The 23738-nt window shown below is 30.2% G+C and carries 15 protein-coding genes, 2 tRNA genes and 3 rRNA genes; 9 read left to right on the forward strand and 11 right to left on the reverse strand.

All coding sequences use genetic code 11. The features are described 5' to 3' along the window. Positions 1 to 2: 2 nt before the first annotated feature. The 9 genes from AFAEC_RS01415 to AFAEC_RS01455 form a co-directional block, all read right to left on the reverse strand. On the reverse strand, positions 3 to 2279 hold the full coding sequence (locus AFAEC_RS01415; protein WP_026806602.1) for a diguanylate cyclase domain-containing protein: 2277 nt from the start codon (positions 2277 to 2279) through the stop codon (positions 3 to 5). An 88-nt stretch (positions 2280 to 2367) separates the two neighbouring features. Next, entirely contained in the window at positions 2368 to 2868 is a 501-nt protein-coding gene (locus AFAEC_RS01420) for a hypothetical protein (RefSeq protein WP_026806601.1), read from the reverse strand. Then, positions 2852 to 4420, reverse strand: coding sequence for a PepSY-associated TM helix domain-containing protein (locus tag AFAEC_RS01425; protein ID WP_026806600.1), 1569 nt, complete (start codon positions 4418 to 4420; stop codon positions 2852 to 2854). The genes AFAEC_RS01420 and AFAEC_RS01425 overlap by 17 nt, the downstream gene beginning before the upstream one ends. 9 nt (positions 4421 to 4429) lie before the next feature. After that, a complete protein-coding gene (locus tag AFAEC_RS01430; protein ID WP_034216713.1) occupies positions 4430 to 4729 on the reverse strand; it encodes a hypothetical protein in 300 nt (99 codons plus the stop codon). Positions 4730 to 4737: 8 nt separating this feature from the next. Continuing rightward, complete coding sequence (locus AFAEC_RS01435) at positions 4738 to 6810, reverse strand: TonB-dependent siderophore receptor (RefSeq protein WP_034216712.1); 2073 nt, start codon at positions 6808 to 6810, stop codon at positions 4738 to 4740. Positions 6811 to 6916: 106 nt separating this feature from the next. Next, positions 6917 to 7888, reverse strand: a complete 972-nt coding sequence (locus AFAEC_RS01440) for a helix-turn-helix domain-containing protein (RefSeq protein WP_026806597.1) — start codon at positions 7886 to 7888, stop codon at positions 6917 to 6919. 11 nt (positions 7889 to 7899) lie between these two features. Then, positions 7900 to 8832, reverse strand: a complete 933-nt coding sequence (locus AFAEC_RS01445; protein ID WP_026806596.1) for an ABC transporter ATP-binding protein — start codon at positions 8830 to 8832, stop codon at positions 7900 to 7902. Beyond that, positions 8829 to 10319, reverse strand: a complete 1491-nt coding sequence (locus AFAEC_RS01450) for an ABC transporter permease (RefSeq protein WP_119173175.1) — start codon at positions 10317 to 10319, stop codon at positions 8829 to 8831. The genes AFAEC_RS01445 and AFAEC_RS01450 overlap by 4 nt, the downstream gene beginning before the upstream one ends. A gap of 68 nt (positions 10320 to 10387) precedes the next feature. Continuing rightward, positions 10388 to 11395 (reverse strand): Fe(3+) ABC transporter substrate-binding protein, encoded by a 1008-nt coding sequence (locus tag AFAEC_RS01455; protein ID WP_026806594.1) that lies wholly within the window; start codon positions 11393 to 11395, stop codon positions 10388 to 10390. 169 nt (positions 11396 to 11564) lie between these two features. Between AFAEC_RS01455 and AFAEC_RS01460 the strand changes: the two genes are divergently transcribed. The 8 genes from AFAEC_RS01460 (at position 11565) to rrf (ending at position 19713) form a co-directional block, all read left to right on the forward strand. Then, positions 11565 to 12134 (forward strand): anthranilate synthase component II, encoded by a 570-nt coding sequence (locus tag AFAEC_RS01460; protein WP_026806593.1) that lies wholly within the window; start codon positions 11565 to 11567, stop codon positions 12132 to 12134. Positions 12135 to 12198: 64 nt separating this feature from the next. After that, positions 12199 to 13335, forward strand: coding sequence for a hypothetical protein (locus AFAEC_RS01465; protein WP_225442388.1), 1137 nt, complete (start codon positions 12199 to 12201; stop codon positions 13333 to 13335). Continuing rightward, complete coding sequence (locus tag AFAEC_RS01470) at positions 13332 to 13946, forward strand: hypothetical protein (protein WP_026806591.1); 615 nt, start codon at positions 13332 to 13334, stop codon at positions 13944 to 13946. Before AFAEC_RS01465 ends, AFAEC_RS01470 begins: the two co-directional genes overlap by 4 nt. A gap of 385 nt (positions 13947 to 14331) precedes the next feature. Beyond that, positions 14332 to 15849 (forward strand): 16S ribosomal RNA (locus tag AFAEC_RS01475). A 105-nt stretch (positions 15850 to 15954) separates the two neighbouring features. Further along, positions 15955 to 16031, forward strand: a tRNA-Ile gene (locus AFAEC_RS01480). 25 nt (positions 16032 to 16056) lie between these two features. Beyond that, positions 16057 to 16132, forward strand: a tRNA-Ala gene (locus AFAEC_RS01485). A 350-nt stretch (positions 16133 to 16482) separates the two neighbouring features. After that, positions 16483 to 19395: ribosomal RNA gene (locus AFAEC_RS01490) — 23S ribosomal RNA — on the forward strand. Between the two features lie 202 nt (positions 19396 to 19597). Beyond that, positions 19598 to 19713 (forward strand): 5S ribosomal RNA (gene rrf, locus AFAEC_RS01495). Together the 16S, 23S and 5S rRNA genes with 2 tRNA genes alongside form the textbook arrangement of a ribosomal RNA operon. A 395-nt stretch (positions 19714 to 20108) precedes the next feature. Here rrf and AFAEC_RS01500 read toward each other — a convergent pair. Next, positions 20109 to 20615: a peptidylprolyl isomerase gene (locus tag AFAEC_RS01500; protein WP_026806422.1), complete on the reverse strand. Its 507-nt coding sequence runs from the start codon at positions 20613 to 20615 to the stop codon at positions 20109 to 20111. A gap of 13 nt (positions 20616 to 20628) precedes the next feature. Next, a complete protein-coding gene (locus AFAEC_RS01505; protein WP_026806423.1) occupies positions 20629 to 22482 on the reverse strand; it encodes a peptidoglycan D,D-transpeptidase FtsI family protein in 1854 nt (617 codons plus the stop codon). 28 nt (positions 22483 to 22510) lie between these two features. Here AFAEC_RS01505 and AFAEC_RS01510 point away from each other — a divergent pair, with 28 nt between their 5' ends. Continuing rightward, on the forward strand, positions 22511 to 23737 hold the full coding sequence (locus AFAEC_RS01510) for an FtsW/RodA/SpoVE family cell cycle protein (protein ID WP_034216684.1): 1227 nt from the start codon (positions 22511 to 22513) through the stop codon (positions 23735 to 23737). Position 23738: the final 1 nt, after the last annotated feature.

Raw genomic sequence — 23738 nt, forward strand, 5'->3', positions numbered from 1 at the left:
GATTAAATCAAAAGATTTAATCCTTTGTTTTTATAAATAATTTTAAAATCATACATAATTTCATCAGCTTTTTTTATCATATCATCTAAAGAATCCCCATCTTTATATTCATAACATCCAAAACTACAAGAGATTTTTAAATTTTTATCAAAATCAAAACTTATATTTGAAAGATGATTTTCTAAAATATCTACCAAAGAGTTTGCTTGATTTATATTTGTTTGAGGAAGAGTTATTAAAAATTCATCTCCACCCCATCTTCCAAAACTATCAGATTTTCTTATATGATTTGAAATTGTATTTGCTACTTTTATTAAAACTTCATCTCCCGCATGATGACCAAAATTATCATTTATTGGTTTAAAATCATTTAAATCAAAAAATATAATATAAAAAGGTGTCTTATATCTAGAGGCTAATTTTATTTGATGTTCACAAATCTCTTCTATTTTCCTTCTATTAAAGATATTTGTTAGAGTATCATTTGTTGCAAGAGCAAGAAGCTCTTTTTGAGTTGCTTCTCTTAATTTTATCTCTTTATTAAGTCTATAATTTAAATATAAAATTAGAGCAATAATTACTAAAAATGGAATAGTGATTTGTAAAAATTGTTTATAATCTATATTTTCTTTAAAAAAGATTTGCGAATAAGCATTTAAAACAGTGGATATCTCATCTTTTTTTATTTTTGATATTCCTAAGTCTAAAATATTTCTGAACTCTTTATTTTTTATATCAAGCTCTAAATAAGAGTTTAAAAATATATCTAAAGAGGAATTTATTTTTATATCATCAAGATGACCTTTATTTATACTTGAATTTAATGAATAAACATTATTTATATATCCATAAATTATATCTTTACTTAAAGCTTTTAAAGCTATATCATCTGCTTCAAACTCAATAAATTCTATTTTGGGATATAAAGATAGAAGTTTACCTTTTATATTTAGGGAGCTTAAAACTCCTATTTTTATCTTTTCAAAAGTTGATAAATCTGTAATGAAGTTTTTATTATTTTTTGTTGCAATAACTAAAGGAATTTGTGCTATTGGTTTTGTATAAACTTTATCTTTTTTTATAGGTTTTTCATAAGAATAGACAAAAGTTGCTTTTATTGAGTTTGAGAAAATATTAGGAATATTATGACTTAAAATCTCTTCTGTACTAAAAGATTTTGATAATTTATTAGAAAGTAAATTCCAAAAATCTACTTCAAATCCTTTAAATTCATTACCTATTTTAAATGAGAAAGGTGCATTTAAATCTTTTAATAAAAGTGCAAATATATTATCTTTTAAGTAGTTTTTTTGATTATTATTTAAAACTAGATAATCTTTATTGAAAATTATTGATTTTGAATTGAAAGTGCTAAGGCTTTTGTTGATACCACTATAAGTGTAAAATTTCTTAATATCTTCAATTCTATCAAGATTTATATCACCTAACAAACCAGAATCAAATTTTGCTAACTCTTTTAAGACATTCCCTTCATAAATTAATTCATCTAATGTTCTATTTTGGCTGTTATACTTTTCAAAAATAATTCTTGCACTCTCTTCAATATTTGAAAAAGCATATTCCCAACCCATTAATGAAGCTTTATCAAAGCTTTGAACTCTATATGGATTTGTCAAAACTTCATTTTGTGAGGTAAAAATAATACCTTCATAAAAGTTGAAGTTTAAGAAATTTGTAGAGAAGTAGTTAAAATCTATACCTTTCTTACTTAAAGTATAGGGTTCATTTGATAAATAATAGGCCATAACATCAGTTTTATTATTTATTAAATCATTAATATCTCCAGAATGAGGTAATATTTTTACATTTGATATATCAAAACCTTTATCAATATTTAAAATAGATTTGATTGTAGCACTTTGTTTTGCATCATCTGTAATCATAATTCTTTTATTTTTTAAATCAGAGATAGAGTTTATATTTTTATCTTTTAGACTAATTAAAATTAAGGGTGATTCTTGAAAAATACTAGAGATAAATATAATATTCTTATCATTGTATTTATCTAAAATAAGAGAAGATTTTCCAATTCCATAAGTTGCACTATTATTTATAACTTCATCTACAATATTTATATCCTGATTAAAAGGCTTAATTTCTACATCTAAATCAAAGCTTTCATAAAAACCTTTCTCTTTAGCTATATAGTAGCCTGCAAATTGAAACTGTTCTAACCAGTCGGGATATAAAGTTATTTTTTCTTTAGCAAATAAATTTGAACAAATAAAAAGTATTAATAATAATTTTCTAATAAACATTCTTAAATGATATAAAAAGTTATATAAATAGCATATTAATTTAAACACTCTTTATAAGTTCATCTTTATTAAACATCAAATTATTTTCCTATTTTTGAATCTCTTTTAAAATCTTATTTGTATTTCTTATACTTATAAGAATTGTTGCAAAAAGTAGAATAAATCCTAAAATAATAGTTACATTTACAGCCATACTAGATGAGAGTTTCATACCCATTCTATTTGGAGTTTCTTGTTTTTTTTCTTGTTTTGTATCTTTTAAATCTACTTTTTCAAAACCTTGAGGAGGTTCAATTCCAATTTTTTCGATAAAATCTCCATCTTCTTCATCTACTAAGATAACTTTATAAGCAATTTTGGGTATATCTACAACTAATTTATCTTCAGTCAATCTTTGTTGGAAAATAGTCTCATTTGAATGAATAGTATTTATTTTTACTAAAATTCCAGCAGCACTCTCTCCTGTATTAAATTTCCCCTCTATTTGCATAGTTCCATCTTTATTATCATATAAATTTACAACTAATTCATGGGCAAAAATATATAAGGGTGTTAAAAATATAAGCACTATTTTAAATAGTTTTTTCATCTGTTTTTCCTTTGTTTAAAATTTTAGTTAGTATGAAATCTTTCCTATTTTTTGGTAATTTTATAGAGATAAAAATCAATAATAAACCAAATAGAGCTAACGCTATATCAACACCTAAAATATTTGAGATAAAAACTTTAAATTTTATAAAATGTAAAAGGGCAGTTATTATAAATAAAACACCACCAAAAAATAAAAACTCTTTACTAGCTTGAAAAGAGTTTATTCTATAATATGACCAAAATAGGGTAAATAACCAAACATTATAAAAAATCCCTTGTTGCCATAAAACTCTATCTTCTAAATCAAATGGTAAAGTCCATTGAAGTAAAAATAAAGTTGCAGTTGCAGGAATAACACCTATCATAGAAGCTAAAGATAGTTTTCCCATCCAGTGATAAAAAGGTATTTTTCCTTCCACTTTTTTTGCTTTTTTTTCAAGCCATAGCATCATACCAAACCCAATAGCAACTCCACAAAGTGCCATTATAATTGCTACAATAGTTCTTGAAAAAATATCTATACCAAATAAAAAGTGTAGGAAAAATAGAGTTTCTCCTATAAATACTGGAATAGTATTATCAAGAACTTTTTTATTTTCAAGTAGTTCTCCTGTATGTGCATTTAGTGCTACAAAAGGGATATTAAAAATCCCGCCATTTAAAAAGGGTTTGTATGGGTTATATCCTATAAATTCAACTCTTGCTGTTATATCATTCCAATTTAGTAGTTTTATTTGTTTAAAAGTTAGCTGTGGATTTATCTCTTGGGCTTTTATTAAAAGCTCATTTAAAGAGAGCATAGAAGCAGAGATATTCTCCTTTTTTATAGGTTTATTTGCAGGGAAAAGTACACTTCCTACAAGTTCATCTATTGATTTTGCCTCACCATGAGTTAACATTTTTGACATAGGTGGAGCTGATATTAGACCTATATTCATAACTGCACCACTTATAGTTATAAGTAAAAATGGTAAGAAACTCCAAGTGAGAATTTTTATATGTATTGTTGAAAATAGGGCTTGTTGATTTTTTGCTCTATATTTAAATTTAAATAGATAGATTAAAATTAACCCAGTAACTATTAAAGACAGAGTTCCAACTGCTACAAATCCAAAAACTAATCTTCCAATAAGTTTTAAAGGTTGTCCAAAATGTAGCTCATTTAAAAATTCAGCTAAGTATGTACTATCTTTACTTTCATCTTCTAGTTTTTCATTTGTAAAAGGGTCAAATATTATAGGTTTTACAAATCTATTTTGTACATTAACTGCTGTCTCACCAATACGCCCTGGTAAATTTATAATTATATTATCTTTTGGGAAATCTGGATTTTTTAAAACTTCTTCAACCATATAGTTGTAATCTATTTTTGTAATATCAGCTTTTTGTATGTAGCGTGATGGTTTTTCCCAAGCTTGTATATATGGTAAAAATATTGTAAATAGCCCAAAAAAGATGGCAAGATACATAATAATAGAAAAAGTAACACCACAAGCTATATGTAGGCTAAAAAGTCTTTGTTTAAATAGTTTTAATCTTGATTCATTCATAATCTATCCTTAATATAAAATATAAAGTGATATTGAAAAAATCACAGTAGGAATTAAAGCTTTTAATAAAGCTTCAAGTTTGGTATAAGATAGTGCTATCCAAGTAGCACAACAGCCCCAAGCAAAAGTATTAAACATAATTGAAATTATTGCAGATTGTTTTATTTGCATTGGTAGTATAAAGGCTAATAGAGTCATACCTAAATATGCAACAAATAAGCCACCAAAAATGGCGACTAATGTTCTAAATAGACCTATTTTTCCTGAAAGTTCAGGAGTTGCTAGATATTTATAAACTTTTTTAATCATAATTACTCTTAAAATGTATAACTAATAGATGCTAAAATAGTTCTAGGAGTTCCTACATATACTCTTGCCCATTCATAACCACCAGCTGTTCCATTGTTTATTGCTCCATCTACATATTTTTCATTACTTAGATTTTGAACACTTAAGTTTGCTTTCCAATTTCCTTTTTTATATCCTATAGTTGCATTATAAATAAGTGCAGAGTCAAGTTCAATACTATTTGTATCATTTGCATATCTACTTCCTATATATCTTGCTCCTCCACCAATATAATAATCTGGAAGATTTAGAGCTGTTAATTTATAAGTTGTAAAAAGATTTGCTGTATGATGAGGGATATTTCTTAATTCATTATTATTAATATCTTTATCTTTTGTATTTACATATCCATAAGAGGCAATAATAGACCAGTTTGATGTGATATCTCCATTTAAATCTAGTTCAAATCCTTGACTTGTTTGTATACCACTTTGTTTATATACAAAAGTACCTCCTGAGTTAGCTAAATCGAGTACTGCAACATTATCTTTTTCTATTTTAAATAAAGATGTAGTTAAATCAAAACTATCGTCAAATAGTTTTTGTTTTACACCAAATTCATACCCTTTCCCCTTTTCTGGATTTAATATTTTCCCATCTTTATCTTGTCTTGAAGTTGGAGTAAAAGATTCAGAGTAATTTGTAAAAAGTGTAGTCTGTGGTGTTAGATGATAAACTAAACCAAATTGTGGAGTTGTTGCATCACTTTTTTGACTATTTTTAGGTTTTACTTCATCATATCTAACACCTGCACTAAAAATTAAATCATCTGTAATATTTATATTATCTTGTAAAAATATTCCATAATTTTCTATATCTGTTTTTGGTGAAGACATATTTATAGCATTAGGATGATCATTTAAACTTGTAAGAGGTTCATATACTAAATTTGATAAATATAGAGGATATAAAGGAGGTCTTGCACTAAAAAAATCTAGTTTTGAGTAAGATTTATTATAATCAGCTCCTATAGTAAATCTATTTTTTAAATTAAAAATATCGACTTCTTTATTTAAAGTATATTGTAACGCATGTTCTTGAAACTCTTGTTTTTGATAAGCATAAAATCTATTTACGCTATTTGTAGGTTTATTGTAACCAAGTGTTGATATATGAACATTTCCATTATCTCCAACATAGTCTATATATCTATATTTGAAGCTTGAGTTCCAAGTATCATAAATAGTATCAAAATCAAATCCAGCAATTTTTTGTGTTTTTTTGAACTCTTCATCAGGACTTGAAAGAATGTTTTTAATATCAGTTACAAGTTTTCCATTATTATCGACATAAGTTCCAAAACTTGAAGGAGTTTTTTCATCTGTATATTCAGTTACAAAAGTTATAACATTATTGTCATTTATATCATAGGCTAAAGAAGGAGCTATAAAAACTCTATTTATATCTGTATTACTATTTGTCCAACCTTCATCATATTTTAAAACAGAAGATAGTCTAAAATATAAAGATTTATTTTCATTTAATGCTCCCCCAACATCAAGTTTTGGGCTATATGATGGATTATCTGTTACTTCAAACTCTATTTTTGCTAAAGAGTCTTTTGTAGGCTTTTTTGTAACTAAATTTACTAATCCACCAGGGCTTGATTGACCATATTGTAGTGAATCAGGACCTTTTAGAACTTCAACTGATTCAAGGTTATAAACTTCAGAATGAGCTAACTTATTTGTAAGTTTTAAACCATCAAAAAGTATTGGAACTCCTGCAAATCCTCTCATAGATATTTCATTTGTTCTTCCATGATTATCTCCAGTATAAACTGTATTTGAAGACATTTCTATAATATCTTCAATGTTTTGAAGTTGTGCATCTTCAATAAAAGTTTTATTAAAAGTTTGAATAGATTTTGCTGTATCCTCTTTTGAGATTTGAGTTCTATTTAACTCTGGTTTTGCTTCATTTTGATATTTAGAATAAGCTTGTTCACTAATAGTAATCTCTTCTAATCTTGTAATCTCTTGAGCGTATATTGTTTGGCTTGTTAATAATATGGCACAAAGCTTAATTGATATGTTTTTCATTTTTTCTCCTCTTTTTTGAAGGAATATTACATAAAATGATTTCTGTTATCAATATTTAAAAAGCATAAAAAGGAAAAGATTAGCTAATAAAAGGAATTTTTATAATTTAATAGTTAGTAAACTGTTTTTTATATGAATTAGGGCTAATATTAAAGTAGTCAAAAAAGAGTTTGGAAAAGTGTCCAGAGTGTTTATATCCTACTTTTGTAGCTACTTCATTTACATTGAAATTATTGTTTAGTAGCTCTTTTGCAACTTCTAATCTCCTTTTTTGAATCATCTCTAAAATAGTCATCCCAAAATACTCTTTAAAATCTTTTTTTAAATAGCATTCGTTTATTGCAGATTTATAGGCAATATCTTTTATTGATAAATTCTGATTATACTCTTTCATAATTATCTCTTTTGCTCTTTCTAAGCTATAGATTCTATTTTTATCTAATGATTTATTTAAAGTTTTTGCAATTTTCTCGATAGTATAGTGAAGTAAATTTGTAGTTCTTGATTCTAAATAGATACTATTTAAGATATCTTCAAAAGATTTCTCATTTTTAAAATGGCTAAATAGTTCAAACTGTAAAGTATCAATTTGTAAATCTTTTAAAATGTAGTAGCTTTGTTTATGAGCTTTTTTCATATATTCTTGAATATTTTCAATAGGATGTGCAAGTTTTAAAAAAAGTTCCTCTTTTATTCCTATTGCAAACTCTATCAAAGGTAGATCTTTTTTTAAAGGAACTTCAACATAAAATTTATTTGAGGATAATCCTAAAAGAAAAGAGTTCTTTTTTAGAATATACTCTTTTTTATCTTTATATATAAATTTTATATTAGAAGATAGGTTAAATATTAAACTTCCACCTGATACATTACACTCTTCTATCAATAATATATCTTTTTTAGGAATGAAATTTCTAACATAAACCGCAATTCCATTTCCTAAGTCATAAAAAATAGTAAATCCATCTCCAAACTCTTCTTTTATTTTTCCAATATATATCTCCCTTGAAAAAGGGTTTGATATTTTTTTACTAAGTTCAATTAAATCAAGATAGTTTACTTTCTGAATATTTTCCATAAAATATCCTATTAAAACTTCAAAATCTTATTTCCAAAGCTCAATTTTATTTTTTGTCCAATTTTGAGATTATCATCAAAACTATGAACTAATAAATTTTGATTATTGCTAAGAACAGTAATTTCATAAAAACTTCCATAAAATATAATATCTTTTATAACTCCTTCTCTTTCCGCATTTTCACAAATATTGATATTTTCAGGTCTTATATAAGATTTTTCATCAATTTTTGTAACTTTCCCTAAAAATTTCGCACAATATAAATCAGCTGGATTATTATAAATCTCTTTTGAAGTCCCAACTTGTAAGATATCTCCACCATGCATAATTGCGATTCTATCTGAGAGGAAAAAAGCATCTTCTTTATCGTGAGTGATAAAAAGTGCAGTTATATTTAAACTTTTAATCATCTCTTTTAATTCAGCTCTTAAAATATTTCTTAGTTCAGTATCAATATTACTTAAAGGCTCATCTAAAAGTAAAATTTTTGGTCTATTTATAATTGCTCTTGCTAAAGCAACTCTTTGTTGTTGACCACCACTAAGCTCATGAGGATATTTGTCTTCATGCCCTTTTAGTTTTGTTTTTTCTAAAATATCTTCAAGCTCTTTTTTTGTAGCATTACTTCCAAAAAGTATATTTGAAGCTACATTAATATGTGGAAGTAGGGCATAGTTTTGAAATACAATAGCTACTTCTCTTTGATTTGGTTCAATATCTATATTTTTTGAGAAAACTATTCTATTATCTATTGAAATTTCTCCACTATCAGGTTTTTCTAAACCAGCAATCATTCTTAAAAAAGTAGTTTTTCCACTTCCACTAGTTCCTAAAACTGTAAAAATTTCACCTTCAAACAGATGTAAATTTAGACTATTTGCAACACAAATATCACCTTTACAGAATGTTTTTCTTAAATTTCTTATTTCAACAATTTTTTTCATTTTATCTTTCTTTTTGGTTTAAAATTTAAAAATAATACAGCAATAGCAGTTGAACTAACAAGGATTAAAGATGGAAAACCTGTTTTATAAAGCATCTCATTACTTGCTAATTCATAAACTCTAATTGCTAAAGTATCATAATTAAATGGTCTTAAAATTAAAGTTGCTGGAAGCTCTTTTGCAATATCAATATATAAAATCAGAAATCCACTTATTAAATATGGTTTTAAAAGCGGAAGATATATTTTAAATATTGACTCTTTTTCACTTTTACAAAATATTTTACTAGCATCATCTAATGAACTATTAATTTTGCTAAATCCATTTTCAACACTTCCTATACTAGAAGCAAAATATCTTGTAGTATAAGCAAAAACAAGAATTATAAATGAACCACTAAAAAACATAAATCCCAAACTTTTATCTAAATAGTTTGCAATTAAAAGTAATCCAACTGCAACAACAGCTCCAGGGATTGAATAACCTAGCATTGATAATTTATGAGTAAAATTTGATACTTTTGTAGGAAAGAATCTCAAAAAATATGCTATAAAAAAGGCTAAAAATATTATAAATGTACTTGAAACTATATTTAGTTTTAAAGTATTAAATAAGTAGCCAAAAGCTGTAAAATCAAGAGTGTTTATATCTAAATAAGTCCAATAAAGTAGAACTCCTGTTGGAATAAAAAGTGTGATAGTTGCAATTATAAAAGATATTAAAAATGCAAAGAAATTCTCTTTTCCTTGTAATTTTATTTTAGAAGCTTTTTGACTGCTATTTGTAGAACTTGCAAATCTAAATTTTTTTCTAATATTATATTCAATCAATAAAATCGAAAATACAAAAAGAAGTAAAACTATTGCAATATTTATAGCACCACTTAAATCATTGTAACCAAACCAACTTTTAAAAACTCCAACACTAAAAGTCTCAATTCCAAAATATAAAACAGTTCCATAATCACTTAAAGTTTCCATAATTGCTAAGATTGTTCCTGCAAAAATAGCTGGATATGATAGTGGAAGATAGACTTTGAAAAAGGCTTTTATTGGATTTAATTTTTGTAGAGAGATTAGTTCTATAATTGTTTTTGAAATTAAGCCAAAAGATACACGAGCTAAAATAAAAACATATGGAAACATAGCAATAGTAAATATAAAGATTGCTCCACTCATATTTAAAATGTCAAGTTTTACAGAAGTATCATTTAAAATTTGTGATAAAAGTCCACGAAATTCAAAAAAACCAACATAAGTATATCCAAAAATATATGCAGGATATGCTAAAGGTAAGACAAAACAGATTGCAAAAAATTTACTTCCAAAATATTCAAATCTAGCACTTAAATATGAAGTTATCACACCTATTATTACTACAAATATAGCAGTTCCAAATATTAAATAAGAGGTATTTAATGTGTAATCTAATAAAAAATTACTTTGTAAAAACTCTTTATTTAAAGAGCCTGTAAAGAGAAAATACATTATTAGTATTAAAATAGGCAAAGATATCAGAAGCCCCAAAATAGGGGCAAAACTTAGTTTTAGAGTTTTTATTTCCAATTTCCTTTTGTTGCTATTTCAACAGCTTTTTTTGTATATTTTCCTACTTCATTTAAAGGAATTTTATCCTCTTTAAACTCTCCCCAAGAAGCAACAATTCCTGCTGGTTTAACTTTTGGATTTACTGGATATTCATAGTTCCCTTGTGCTAATTCACCTTGTGCTTCAACACTTGTTAAAAATTCAATTAGTTTTATAGCATTATCTTTATTTGGAGCAAATTTAGTAACACCAGCACCAGAGATATTTATGTGAGTTCCAGTTGAATTTTGTGCAGGAAAAAACACTTTTACCTCTTTTGCAATTTCTTCATCAACTTTATCTCCACTATTTGCCATAACTCCTAAGTAGTAAGAGTTTACAATGGCAATATCAGCTTCACCTGAAGCTACTGCTCTAATTTGGTCTTTATCAGCACCTTTTGGATTTCTTGCAAAATTATTTACTAATCCTTCAACAAATTCTAAAGCTTTCTCTTCTCCATTATGTGCAATTATAGAGGCAAGAAGAGATTTATTGTAAGGATGTGTAGAAGTTCTAGTTATTACTTTCCCTTTAAACTGTGGTTTTGTAAGAGAGAAATAATCATCTAAATCTTTTGGATTTACAGTTTTTGGATTATAAACAAAGAGTCTAGCTCTTTTTGTAAGAGCAAACCATTTTCCATCTTCATCTCTTAGGTGAGCTGGAATATTTTCTTCTAAAGTTTTAGAGCTTGAACTTTGAAGAAGTTCCCTTTGTTTCGCTTCATATAAATTTCCAATATCAGCAGTTATAAGTATATCGGCAGGGCTATTCGCACCTTCAATAGAGAGTCGTGATACCAACTCTTCAGCTTTTGCAGTTATAAGATTTACCTTTATTCCTGTTTTCTCTTCAAATTCTTTAAATAAAATTTTATCAGAGTCGTAGTGTCTTTGTGAATATACATTTACTTCACTACTTGCAAATAGAAAATTTGAGAGTAAAAGTGAACTTAAGGCTAATTTTTTTAACATATTTATCCTTTTAAATTATTTTATATTTTGATTCTAATTTTAAAAAAACTAATCATACAGTTTTTTAACTTTGATATCTCTTAATATTAAGAATGGTTATCAAAAGAATGTCAAAGATATGATTTAAAACTTTATTGGTATAATAAGCTAATTTTAAAAAGGATTTTAGATGATTTTAATGATTGATAATTATGATAGTTTTACGTACAATATTGTGCAATACTGTTTAGAGTTAGGAGCAAATTTAAAAGTTATACGAAATGATGAATTGAGTTTAGAAGAGATTAAAGCTTTAAATCCTAGTAAAATTATAATTTCTCCAGGACCAGCAACACCAAATGAAGCAGGAGTTTGTCTTGAAGTTATAAGAGAATTTGCAGGAGTTGTACCTATTTTCGGAATCTGCTTAGGGCATCAAGCAATAGCTCAAGTTTTTGGGGCAAAGGTTGTAAGAGCAAAAAATATGATGCATGGAAAAACTTCAAAAATAGAAGTTTTAAAAGATACAAAAATTTTTGAAACACTGCCAAAAGAGTTTATACAAACAAGATATCACTCTTTAATTGTTCAAAAAGATAATTTACCACAAGATATTATTGTTACATCAAAAAGTTTAGATGATGAAGAGATTATGTCTTTAGAGATAAAAGACAAAAACATTTATGGTGTTCAATTTCACCCAGAATCAATTATGAGTGAATATGGGCATAAAATTATAGGAAATTTTTTAAAATTATAATATGATTTATCAAATTAGATTTAAAATTTACTTTTATTTATTTCTTACTTTTATTACAAGTTTATTGCTACTAAAAGTTGAGTACTCTTTAAGTATATCGTATAAAGAGGCTTTAAATCTATTTGTAAATCACTCAATTTTATCTATTATTACAAATATTTCTACATATTTTTTTGGACACAATGATTTGGCTTTACGAGGTCCTTTTATTCTTTTATATGTTTTAAGTGCGTTTTTAATGCATAAAATTACAAAAAATTATTTTAAATATGAAAAAGATAGATTTATAAATATTTTAATATTTATGATGCTACCAGGTGTTTTAAGTGCTTCCTTATTAGTAAATACAGCAATAATTGTTACATTCTTTACTCTGCTTTATATCTATTACTATAATAAACATCAAAAACATCTATATATTCTTTTACCATTTCTACTTTTTGTTGATAACTCTTTTGCTATTTTATATTTGGCTTTGTTCTTCTTCTCTTTTAAAACAAAAGATCGATTACTCTTATATTTAAGTGTAATTTTGTTTTTTATATCAATATTTATATATGGTTTTTCAACAGATGGAAGACCAAGAGGTTTTTTAATAGATACGGTTGGAATCTATTCAGCTATTTTTTCTCCAGTTCTTTTTTTATACTTTTTATATGCTATTTATAAAGTAGCCTTTTTTAAGGATAGAAATTTAGTTTGGTATATTAGTTTTACAGCCTTGATTTTATCAATAGTGATATCTTTTAGACAAAGAGTTTATATAGAAGATTTTGCACCTTTTGTTGTAATTTTCCTTCCTATAATGTTAAAAATGTTTTTAAATGCTTATAGAATTAGGTTAAGAGAATTTAGAAAATCATATAATATCTTAGCAATTTTAACTATTTTAATGCTTTTTATAAATATATTTTTTACTTTTATAAATAAGCCTTTATACTATTTCTTACCAGAGCCAAAAAAACATTTTGTTTATCAATACCATTTTGCAAAAGAGTTGGCAAAAGAGTTAAAAGAAAGAGGTATAAATAATATTATTATAGATGATGAAGAATTAGCTTTAAGGCTTAGATTTTATGAAATATATATAGGAGATGAATACTTCTTATCTACAAAAGAGTTTTATAATTACGATGAAAAAGTAGTTATAAGCTACTCAGGTAAAGATTTATTTTTTGTGTATATTAAAAAATTAAAATGAAAAAGGCATCAATTTTATTTGAATTAATTCTAATAATAGTGCTTATTTCTATAATTTATGTAATTTTTCTACCAAAACCAAATACAAATAGATTAGAAGAGTTAAAAAATAGAATAACTTTATACTTAAAACAAGTGAGATATCAAGCATTAATAGATGATAAATATGATGAAGAAGAGGCTTTATGGCATAAAAGAAGATGGACTATGAAGTTTTTTAGATGTCGAGAGAGTGTTGGTGGGATATATTTTTCTATTTATAGTGAAAAAAATGATACAGGACAACCAAATCAAAAAGAGAGTTTAAAAGATCCACTTACAAATAAATATATTTATAATAACAACTATTGTAAAGAAAGTTTAGAAAATAGTAAATATACACTTCTTACTAAAAATTATGATATTAAAACAGTTGAAATTAGTTGCAATAGTACAGACTCCTTAGGACAAATATCTTTTGGAAATGATGGAAGAGTATATTCTAAATTATCAAACTTTACTAATGAACAGTATGCTTATGAGATAAAAACTCCTTGTAAAATGAAATTTATAGCAAATAATAATAAATTTATTGAAGTTGAAATATCGTCAAAAACGGGTTTTGTGGAATAAATTAAAACAAAAAGAAGCTAAATCCGCAAATTTAAGCTAGATTTAATAAGAAACCTCTTGACAAAGTGGAAAAAACCTATTATAATTCCCGTCCAATTTGACCACAGAGGGTTAAAATTACGATCTTTAAAAGGATAAGTAAGTTTGTAAAGAAGAAGTGAAGTAATCTTTGTAAACCGAATATGTTAAACTTGATATTCAAAAAAAATAAAAAAGAACAAGAAGTAAATTCTTGTCTATAAATTTGAGTGATAATTTTGTAACTAACAATAAATTGAGAAATTTAGAGTAATTATAAAATATGTCAGTTTCAAACACTATAAAAAGATAAAAGATATTTAATTTTTATGTATATAAATACATACTTTAAATATAGAATAAAAAATTTATGGAGAGTTTGATCCTGGCTCAGAGTGAACGCTGGCGGCGTGCTTAACACATGCAAGTCGAACGAGAACGGGCTATAGCTTGCTATAGTTGTCAGCTAAGTGGCGCACGGGTGAGTAATGTATAGGTAATGTGCCTCTTACTAAGGGATAACAAATGGAAACGTTTGCTAATACCTTATACTCCTTATTAACATAAGTTAATAAGGGAAAGATTTATCGGTAAGAGATTGGCCTGTATTGTATCAGTTAGTTGGTGGGGTAATGGCCTACCAAGACAATGACACATAACTGGTTTGAGAGGATGATCAGTCACACTGGAACTGAGACACGGTCCAGACTCCTACGGGAGGCAGCAGTGGGGAATATTGCACAATGGACGAAAGTCTGATGCAGCAACGCCGCGTGGAGGATGACACATTTCGGTGCGTAAACTCCTTTTATATAAGAAGATAATGACGGTATTATATGAATAAGCACCGGCTAACTCCGTGCCAGCAGCCGCGGTAATACGGGGGGTGCAAGCGTTACTCGGAATCACTGGGCGTAAAGAGCATGTAGGCGGATTGATAAGTTTGAAGTGAAATCCTATAGCTTAACTATAGAACTGCTTTGAAAACTGTTAATCTAGAATGTGGGAGAGGTAGATGGAATTTCTGGTGTAGGGGTAAAATCCGTAGAGATCAGAAGGAATACCGATTGCGAAGGCGATCTACTGGAACATTATTGACGCTGAGATGCGAAAGCGTGGGGAGCAAACAGGATTAGATACCCTGGTAGTCCACGCCCTAAACGATGTACACTAGTTGTTGTGAGACTAGATCTTGCAGTAATGCAGTTAACACATTAAGTGTACCGCCTGGGGAGTACGGTCGCAAGATTAAAACTCAAAGGAATAGACGGGGACCCGCACAAGCGGTGGAGCATGTGGTTTAATTCGACGATACACGAAGAACCTTACCTGGACTTGACATAGTAAGAATGATTTAGAGATAGATTAGTGTCTGCTTGCAGAAACTTGCATACAGGTGCTGCACGGCTGTCGTCAGCTCGTGTCGTGAGATGTTGGGTTAAGTCCCGCAACGAGCGCAACCCTCGTCCTTAGTTGCTAACAGTTCGGCTGAGAACTCTAAGGAGACTGCCTACGCAAGTAGGAGGAAGGTGAGGATGACGTCAAGTCATCATGGCCCTTACGTCCAGGGCTACACACGTGCTACAATGGGGTATACAAAGAGCGGCAATACAGTGATGTGGAGCAAATCTTATAAAATACCTCCCAGTTCGGATTGTAGTCTGCAACTCGACTACATGAAGTTGGAATCGCTAGTAATCGTAGATCAGCTATGCTACGGTGAATACGTTCCCGGGTCTTGTACTCACCGCCCGTCACACCATGGGAGTTGAACTCATTCGAAGCGGGGATGCTAAAATAGCTACCTTCCACAGTGGATTCAGCGACTGGGGTGAAGTCGTAACAAGGTAACCGTAGGAGAACCTGCGGTTGGATCACCTCCTTTCAGAGAATAGAATTAAGATTTGTTTCTTAATGATTCAAAAGAGAAAAAAAGAAAATCAAGATAATATATTCGGTTTATAAAGATTATTTGATAAATAGGTGAAATGGGCCTATAGCTCAGCTGGCTAGAGCGCTCGACTGATAATCGTGAGGTCTCAGGTTCAAGTCCTGATAGGCCCACCATTAAATAATCTTAAAAGATTAGAGTGGGGAATTAGCTCAGCTGGGAGAGCGCCTGCTTTGCACGCAGGAGGTCAGCGGTTCGATCCCGCTATTCTCCACCACTAAAGAGAGATTTAATATAAGTTTTATAGAGATATAAGATTTATATTAGAGCTTTAAATAGAAGTTTCTAAAGATATTTAAAAATATAATGTTAAAGTCTTTTAATTTTTTTCGTAAGGTTAAATAGAAATATTTAATTTTAAAACAAAAAAATTTCATATCTAAAATTTAATAGAGATATTAAATTAACTATAGATAACACAACTAGATTATTAGAGTATATAGAGATATATATGTTTAATAAGATAGTAGCCAAAGAATATTATCAAATTTATAAATATAAGAAATTATATTTATAGGCAAGAAAAAAGGAACCTGAATAAAATCGTAAGATTTTTTTAGGCTCCGTATATAAGCTATTAAGGGCTAATGGTGGATGCCTAGACTGTAAGAGGCGAAGAAAGACGTATTAGGCTGCGATAAGCCACGGGGAGCTGCCAAAGAGCTTTGATCCGTGGATTTCTGAATGGGGCAACCCAATATAATGAGAATTATATTACCCTACGGGGAGCAAACCTAGTGAAGTGAAACATCTCAGTAGCTAGAGGAAGAGAAATCAAAAGAGATTCCGTAAGTAGCGGCGAGCGAACGCGGATTAGGACAAACCCAATGCTTGCATTGGGGGTTGTAGGACCATGATATAAGATTAAAGAGGATAGATGAAATACTTGGAAAAGTGTAGCATAGAAGGTGAAACTCCTGTAATTAAAATTCTCAATAACTTTAATGGTATCCTGAGTAGGTCGGAACACGTGATATTTTGACTGAAGCTGGGGGGACCACCCTCCAATCCTAAATACTACTTACAGATCGATAGTGAACAAGTACCGTGAGGGAAAGGTGAAAAGTACTGCAGCGAGCAGAGTGAAATAGAACCTGAAACCATTAGCTTACAATCATTCAGAGCCCTATGATTTATCAGGGTGATGGACTGCCTTTTGCATAATGAGCCTGCGAGTTGTGGTGTCTGGCAAGGTTAAGCCAAGTGCGAAGCCGTAGCGAAAGCGAGTCTTAATAGGGCGACATAGTCAGATGCTGCAGACCCGAAACGAAGTGATCTATCCATGAGCAGGTTGAAGCTGGTGTAAGAGCCAGTGGAGGACCGAACCCGCTGACGTTGAAAAGTCTTGGGATGACTTGTGGATAGGGGTGAAAGGCCAATCAAACTTCGTGATAGCTGGTTCTCTCCGAAATATATTTAGGTATAGCCTTGTGTTGTAGCATATAGGGGTAGAGCACTGAATGGGCTAGGGCTGCTTACCGCGGTACCAAACCCTATCAAACTATGAATACTATATGTGGAATCACAGGAGTCAGGCGGTGGGTGATAAAATCCGTCGTCGAGAGGGGAACAACCCAGACTAACAGCTAAGGTCCCTAAGTTACATCTAAGTGGAAAACGATGTGGAGTTACTGTGACAACCAGGAGGTTGGCTTAGAAGCAGCCATCCTTTAAAGAAAGCGTAACAGCTCACTGGTCTAGTGATTCTGCGCGGAAAATATAACGGGGCTAAGATGTACACCGAAGCTTTAGATTCAATTTTAATTGAGTGGTAGGAGAGCGTTCTATTCAGCGTTGAAGGTATACCGGTAAGGAGTGCTGGAGCGGATAGAAGTGAGCATGCAGGCATGAGTAGCGTTAAAAGGGGTGAGAATCCCCTTCGCCGAAAACCCAAGGTTTCCTACGCGATGCTCGTCATCGTAGGGTTAGTCGGGTCCTAAGTCGAGTCCGAAAGGGGTAGACGATGGCAAATTGGTTAATATTCCAATACCAACATATAAGCGCGATGTGGGGACGCATAGAGTTAATCGAGGTTACGGATGGAAGTGTGGCTCGAAGGATGTAGGTTGTTAAGTAGGCAAATCCGCTTAACGTTAGACCGAGATCTTACAGGCTCTTGACACTCTTCGGAGGAGATGGAGAATCGATGATACTGTCGTGCCAAGAAAAGCCACTAAGTATATTATATGTTGCCCGTACCGTAAACCGACACAGGTGGGTGGGATGAGTATTCTAAGGCGCGTGGAAGAACCCTCTTTAAGGAACTCTGCAAACTAGCACCGTATCTTCGGTATAAGGTGTGCCTACTTTGGTATATGAACTTGCTTCAAAAAGCTAAAGAGGTTGCAACAAAGAGTCCCTCCCGACTGTTTACCAAAAACACAGCACTTTGCTAACACGTAAGTGGATGTATAAGGTGTGACGCCTGCCCGGTGCTCGAAGGTTAATTGATGATGTCAGCTCACGCGAAGCATTTGATCGAAGCCCGAGTAAACGGCGGCCGTAACTATAACGGTCCTAAGGTAGCGAAATTCCTTGTCAGTTAAATACTGACCTGCATGAATGGCGTAACGAGATGGGAGCTGTCTCAAAGAGGGATCCAGTGAAATTGTAGTGGAGGTGAAAATTCCTCCTACCCGCGGAAAGACGGAAAGACCCCGTGCACCTTTACTACAGCTTGACACTGTAGCTTGGATATTCATGTGCAGGATAGGTGGGAGGCTATGATGACTAGACGCCAGTAGAGTCGGAGCCATCCTTGAGATACCACCCTTGAATATTTGAGTTACTAACTGCGAAGAGTTATCCTCTTTCAGGACAATGTCTGGTGGGTAGTTTGACTGGGGCGGTCGCCTCCTAAATAGTAACGGAGGCTTACAAAGGTTAGTTCAAAGCGGTTGGAAATCGCTTGTTGAGTATAATGGCATAAACTAGCTTGACTGTGAGACCAACAAGTCGAACAGAGACGAAAGTCGGTCATAGTGATCCGGTGGTTCTGCGTGGAAGGGCCATCGCTCAAAGGATAAAAGGTACGCCGGGGATAACAGGCTGATCTCCCCCAAGAGCTCACATCGACGGGGAGGTTTGGCACCTCGATGTCGGCTCATCGCATCCTGGGGCTGTAGTCGGTCCCAAGGGTATGGCTGTTCGCCATTTAAAGCGGTACGCGAGCTGGGTTCAGAACGTCGTGAGACAGTTCGGTCCCTATCTTCCGTGGGCGTAGGAAAGTTGAAGAGATTTGTCCCTAGTACGAGAGGACCGGGATGAACCAACCACTGGTGTACCAATTGTTCTGCCAAGAGCATCGTTGGGTAGCCACGTTGGGATGTGATAAGAGCTGAAAGCATCTAAGCTCGAAGCCAACTCTAAGATGAACTTTCCCTGAAGTTCCCAGCAAGACTAGCTGGTTGATAGGCTGGGTGTGTAATGGGTGTAAGCCCTTTAGCTGACCAGTACTAATAGAACGTTTGGCTTATTTTAATCATTTCTTTGGTTTACTATCTTATTAAGCATATTTTACTTATGTTTAATTTGTTGATTTATATGTAGTTATACAAATATGAAAGCATAAAGACTTTAGCATTAGATTCTCAAATATCACAATTTGAGTAGAAAGAGTTAATCCTTTTAGAATTACAATATTCTTTAAGCATTTATACTTTAACTTTTTTTACTCAAATTTGTTGGTGGTTAAAGAGAAGTGGAAATACCCAGTACCATTCCGAACCTGGCAGTCAAGCACTTCATCGCCGATAATACTGCAGGGTCCCCTTGTGGAAACGTAGGTCGCCGCCAGCTCTTTTGAGTTTTTACATACACACAAAAGCTTAGCTCTTTATACTATTATCAGTATATCGTGCTAAGCTTTTTTTTTACCTACTTTTTTTCACATTGCAATTTATCGAAGCTCTAGACAAAACTTTATTCTATCTTTGACTTCTTTATTTCTTAGCTTTAATACATTTATTGATTTTTATGGAGTTGAGTTAAATCGAATTTGAGTTAAAAAGAATAAAAAATTTGAAATTGTATTTTAGTATATAGATTGGCAATTAAATCAAAAGTTTTTTAAATGTGAGAAAATTATTGGTACATACTCTAGTATTATATTATCTTATAAATTATTATTTTTAATATGAGATTGTAATTCTAAAAATATTAAAAAGAAGTAGTTAAATTTACTTCTTCTTAATTTATCTATTTTCTAATATCTCAATAGAGATAATTTCATCTTTTTGTTTAATACTATCAAGAACTTCAAAACTTTCAGTATCATCTGGATTAATTCCACCAAATACAGTATGATTTCTATCTAAATGAGGACAAGCAACAAAGCAGATAAAAAATTGGCTTCCACCTGTATTTCTTCCTGCATGTGCCATTGATATACTACCTCTATTATGAATTTGTTTTGGAGCATCTATTTCACAAGCAATTGCCCACTCTGGTCCACCCATTCCTGAGCCTTCTGGGCATCCACCTTGAGCCATAAATCCAGCTATTACTCTATGGAAATTTAATCCATTATAAAAACCATCATTTGCTAAAGTTGCAAAGTTTGCAACAGTATTTGGAGTCTCTTCATTGAATAACTCAATCCAAATTACACCTTTATTTGTAGTAATTTTTGCAAATTTAAATTTTGCTAACTCCTCTTTTGTATAGTCATGAACTTTTAATTCTTTTTTAAATCTAAACATTATTTTCCTTTCTTTAATTTTGTTGAATTATACCCTCTTTAGGTACTAAGTAGTTTAATTTTACTAAATTTTGTACAATCTCTTTAAAAACAGGAACGGCTGATTGTGAAGCATAATAGTAGTACCAGTTTGGTCCAGTAGAGTTTGGATTGAATACTGTAACTCCAATTGTATATGAGTTTCCTTTATCATCATTTACAAAACCAATAAATGAAGATATATATTTTTTAAGATATTTTCCTCCTCTTGCAATTTGTGCTGTTCCTGTTTTTCCACCAATTTCAAGACCCTGTATTCTTGCACTTCTTCCTGTACCTTCATCAACAGTTTTTACAAGCATTCTTTTCATCTCCAAAGCAGTTGCTTTTGATATAATTTGTTCAGGTTTATCATCAAATGGTTTATATTTTTGTCCATCATAAGTTATATGATCAACAATTCTTGGAGTTACCATAGCTCCATCATTGTTAAAAACGGAATAAGATTTTATAAGTTGAATAAATGTTGAAGTCATACCTTGACCATAAGAAACAGTTGCTTTAAAAATATTATCTCTTTTATCTTTATCATTTGCAGAAAATTGCCAAATTTTTGGCATTAAACCTTTTTTCTCATAAGGTAAATCAATTCCTGTTTTTCTTCCAAAGCCAAATTTCTTCATACCTTCAAAAAACTCTGGACCAGTTAATCTTTGAGCTATTTGTAAAGTTCCTATATTTGATGAAAATATTACTATATCATCTAAACTTAAATAGCTTTTTGTGAATTTATGGTCATCTTTAATAGTAAATCTTCCAATAGGATAAGCACCTTTTCCACCACCACTATTATATGCAGGAAAACTCTCATTTTTTTTGATTAAGCCTTTATCCATAGCAAGAGATATTGAAATAGGTTTTACAACTGAACCCGGTTCAAATTGATACTCAACAGCATTTACATTTAGATTTGGAATATCTGCTTGTTTGATAGATTCAGGATTAAATCTGTTTGATGATGCCATTGTTAATATTTTTCCTGTACGGCTCTCCATAATTGCAACAATTATTTCATCTGCATTTAGTTTCTTTTTATGATTATCTAAAGTTGATTCATTATTTTTTTGTAATTTTAAAGGGATATTTAAATTTAAAGTTGCTCCATCTACTCTTTGAGTCATTTCTGAGTTTTTATCAAAATTTACATAATTTATAACATCTCTTTGACCCTTTAAGATACCATCTTTTACATTGTTTAAATAAGTATTATAAAATTTTTCTAAACCTTTTACTCCATTTACTTTTGTTTTTCCATTCTCAGCTTCAAATTTTGAGATATAACCAATAACTGGAGTTAAAGTATTTCCATAGGCAAAGCCTCTTTTTTCTCCACTTTCGCTAATAGTTAATCTTTTTACTAATTTTGAACCATTTACCATTCTAGCAGTAAAGACACCTAATTGCCCAAGTTTAAAATCTAACTCTTTTAAGTTTTTAGCTGATCTTGAGTTTATATTATAAGATAAAACTAAATTTCCAGGGCTTTTTTCCCCTTCTTTTAATTTTTCTTTTAAAATATTATAATCTACACCACTATAAATAGAGAAAAGATTTAAAAATAACTCTTTTTTTTCAGGGTCAATATGCCTAGTATCTATTTCTGCTCTATATAGTTTTTTTGATGATGAAATTTTAAAATTATCATCGCTTACAATATCACCTCTTACAGAAAGCTCTTTTTTTTCAGCTTTTAAAGAGATAGTGTGTTTTTTATCGTTTACTGTTCTAAAAATTGATGTTAAAAGAAGTAATACAAAAAGGAAAATAAAAGTAAAAAGTATTATAATTTTTTTAGTATTATCAATTTCAAAGATTTTATTTGATGACATATTTATCCACAATATTATATAATAAGATATGAATTTTAGCGAAAACAATATTAAACAAAACAATAATAACCCAATTTTAGCACAAGCTGATTACTCACTGTTTATTTTAGTGTCAATTTTAGTAATAATGAGTATGATTTTTTCATATTCATTAACTGTTTATACAGTTGAATTTTTTGGATATGAGAAATACCATTTTTTTCTAAGACAATTTGTTGTTGGAGTAGCCTCTATTTTTATTATGTGGTATTTATCAAAAAAAGATCCATCAAAAATTTTGGGAAAAATAGGAATGTTCTGTTTTGTTTTTTTCTTTACTCTTATGGTTGTCATGCCTGTTCTTCCAGGTTTTTTAGTAACTGAATCAGGAGGAGCAAATAGGTGGATTAGGCTTCCTGGTTTTTCTTTATCTCCTGTTGAGTTTTTTAAAATAGGATTTGTTTACTTTATCTCTTGGTCTTTTAATAGAAAAGTTTTAAATCAGCCTAAAAAAGGACTTATTGGGGATACTATAATTCTTGCACCATATTTTTTATTTTTTATGATAGTTGTTTTTATAATTGCTTTTTTACAAAAAGATTTAGGACAAGTTGTTCTTTTGGGTGCAATTTTGGTTGTTTTAATTATTTTTGCAAATAGATCTTTTAAAATATTTTTAGCATTAGGAGGTTTAGCTGTAATTGGAGTTGTTGGGTTGATTATTGCAGCGCCACATAGAATAAAAAGGATTCACTCTTGGTGGTCAATGGTTCAAGATGGAATATTATCTGTTTTGCCTTCTTCTTTTGAAACATATTTAAGAATTGATGATTTACCTGAACCTTATCAAGTTTCATACTCTTTAAAAGCGATAAATAATGGTGGTTTTTTTGGACAGGGAATAGGATTAGGAGATGTAAAATTGGGTTTTTTATCTGAAGTTCATACAGACTTTGTTTTAGCTGGTATTACTGAAGAGTTAGGACTTTTAGGTTTAGCTTTTATCTCTTTTATTATTTTGATGATTATTTGGAGAATATTTAAAATAAGTAGAAGAGTTGAAAATAATATCTACCATCTATTTACTGTTAGTGTTGCTTTGATGATAATTGTTGCTTTTATTATAAACTCTTATGGTATTTCTGGAATGATACCAATAAAAGGTATTGCAGTACCATTTTTATCTTATGGTGGTTCTTCAATGCTTGCAATGTCAATAGCAATAGGTTTAGTTTTATCTATAAGTCGAACTATGAAGAGTAATTTTAAGGGCTAAA

This window comes from Aliarcobacter faecis (assembly GCF_013201705.1).
In the GTDB taxonomy this organism is placed as follows: domain Bacteria; phylum Campylobacterota; class Campylobacteria; order Campylobacterales; family Arcobacteraceae; genus Aliarcobacter; species Aliarcobacter faecis.

What these genes read in the sequence shown, in the direction of transcription:
- AFAEC_RS01510 (WP_034216684.1), top strand. Translation starts at nt 22,511, where the DNA reads ATGAATTTTAGCGAAAACAATATTAAACAAAACAATAATAACCCAATT.
- AFAEC_RS01440 (WP_026806597.1), bottom strand. Translation starts at nt 7,888, where the DNA reads ATGGAAAATATTCAGAAAGTAAACTATCTTGATTTAATTGAACTTAGT.
- AFAEC_RS01420 (WP_026806601.1), bottom strand. Translation starts at nt 2,868, where the DNA reads ATGAAAAAACTATTTAAAATAGTGCTTATATTTTTAACACCCTTATAT.
- AFAEC_RS01470 (WP_026806591.1), top strand. Translation starts at nt 13,332, where the DNA reads ATGAAAAAGGCATCAATTTTATTTGAATTAATTCTAATAATAGTGCTT.
- AFAEC_RS01435 (WP_034216712.1), bottom strand. Translation starts at nt 6,810, where the DNA reads ATGAAAAACATATCAATTAAGCTTTGTGCCATATTATTAACAAGCCAA.
- AFAEC_RS01425 (WP_026806600.1), bottom strand. Translation starts at nt 4,420, where the DNA reads ATGAATGAATCAAGATTAAAACTATTTAAACAAAGACTTTTTAGCCTA.
- AFAEC_RS01445 (WP_026806596.1), bottom strand. Translation starts at nt 8,832, where the DNA reads ATGAAAAAAATTGTTGAAATAAGAAATTTAAGAAAAACATTCTGTAAA.
- AFAEC_RS01430 (WP_034216713.1), bottom strand. Translation starts at nt 4,729, where the DNA reads ATGATTAAAAAAGTTTATAAATATCTAGCAACTCCTGAACTTTCAGGA.
- AFAEC_RS01455 (WP_026806594.1), bottom strand. Translation starts at nt 11,395, where the DNA reads ATGTTAAAAAAATTAGCCTTAAGTTCACTTTTACTCTCAAATTTTCTA.
- AFAEC_RS01500 (WP_026806422.1), bottom strand. Translation starts at nt 20,615, where the DNA reads ATGTTTAGATTTAAAAAAGAATTAAAAGTTCATGACTATACAAAAGAG.
- AFAEC_RS01415 (WP_026806602.1), bottom strand. Translation starts at nt 2,279, where the DNA reads ATGTTTATTAGAAAATTATTATTAATACTTTTTATTTGTTCAAATTTA.
- AFAEC_RS01450 (WP_119173175.1), bottom strand. Translation starts at nt 10,319, where the DNA reads ATGTATTTTCTCTTTACAGGCTCTTTAAATAAAGAGTTTTTACAAAGT.
- AFAEC_RS01505 (WP_026806423.1), bottom strand. Translation starts at nt 22,482, where the DNA reads ATGTCATCAAATAAAATCTTTGAAATTGATAATACTAAAAAAATTATA.
- AFAEC_RS01460 (WP_026806593.1), top strand. Translation starts at nt 11,565, where the DNA reads ATGATTTTAATGATTGATAATTATGATAGTTTTACGTACAATATTGTG.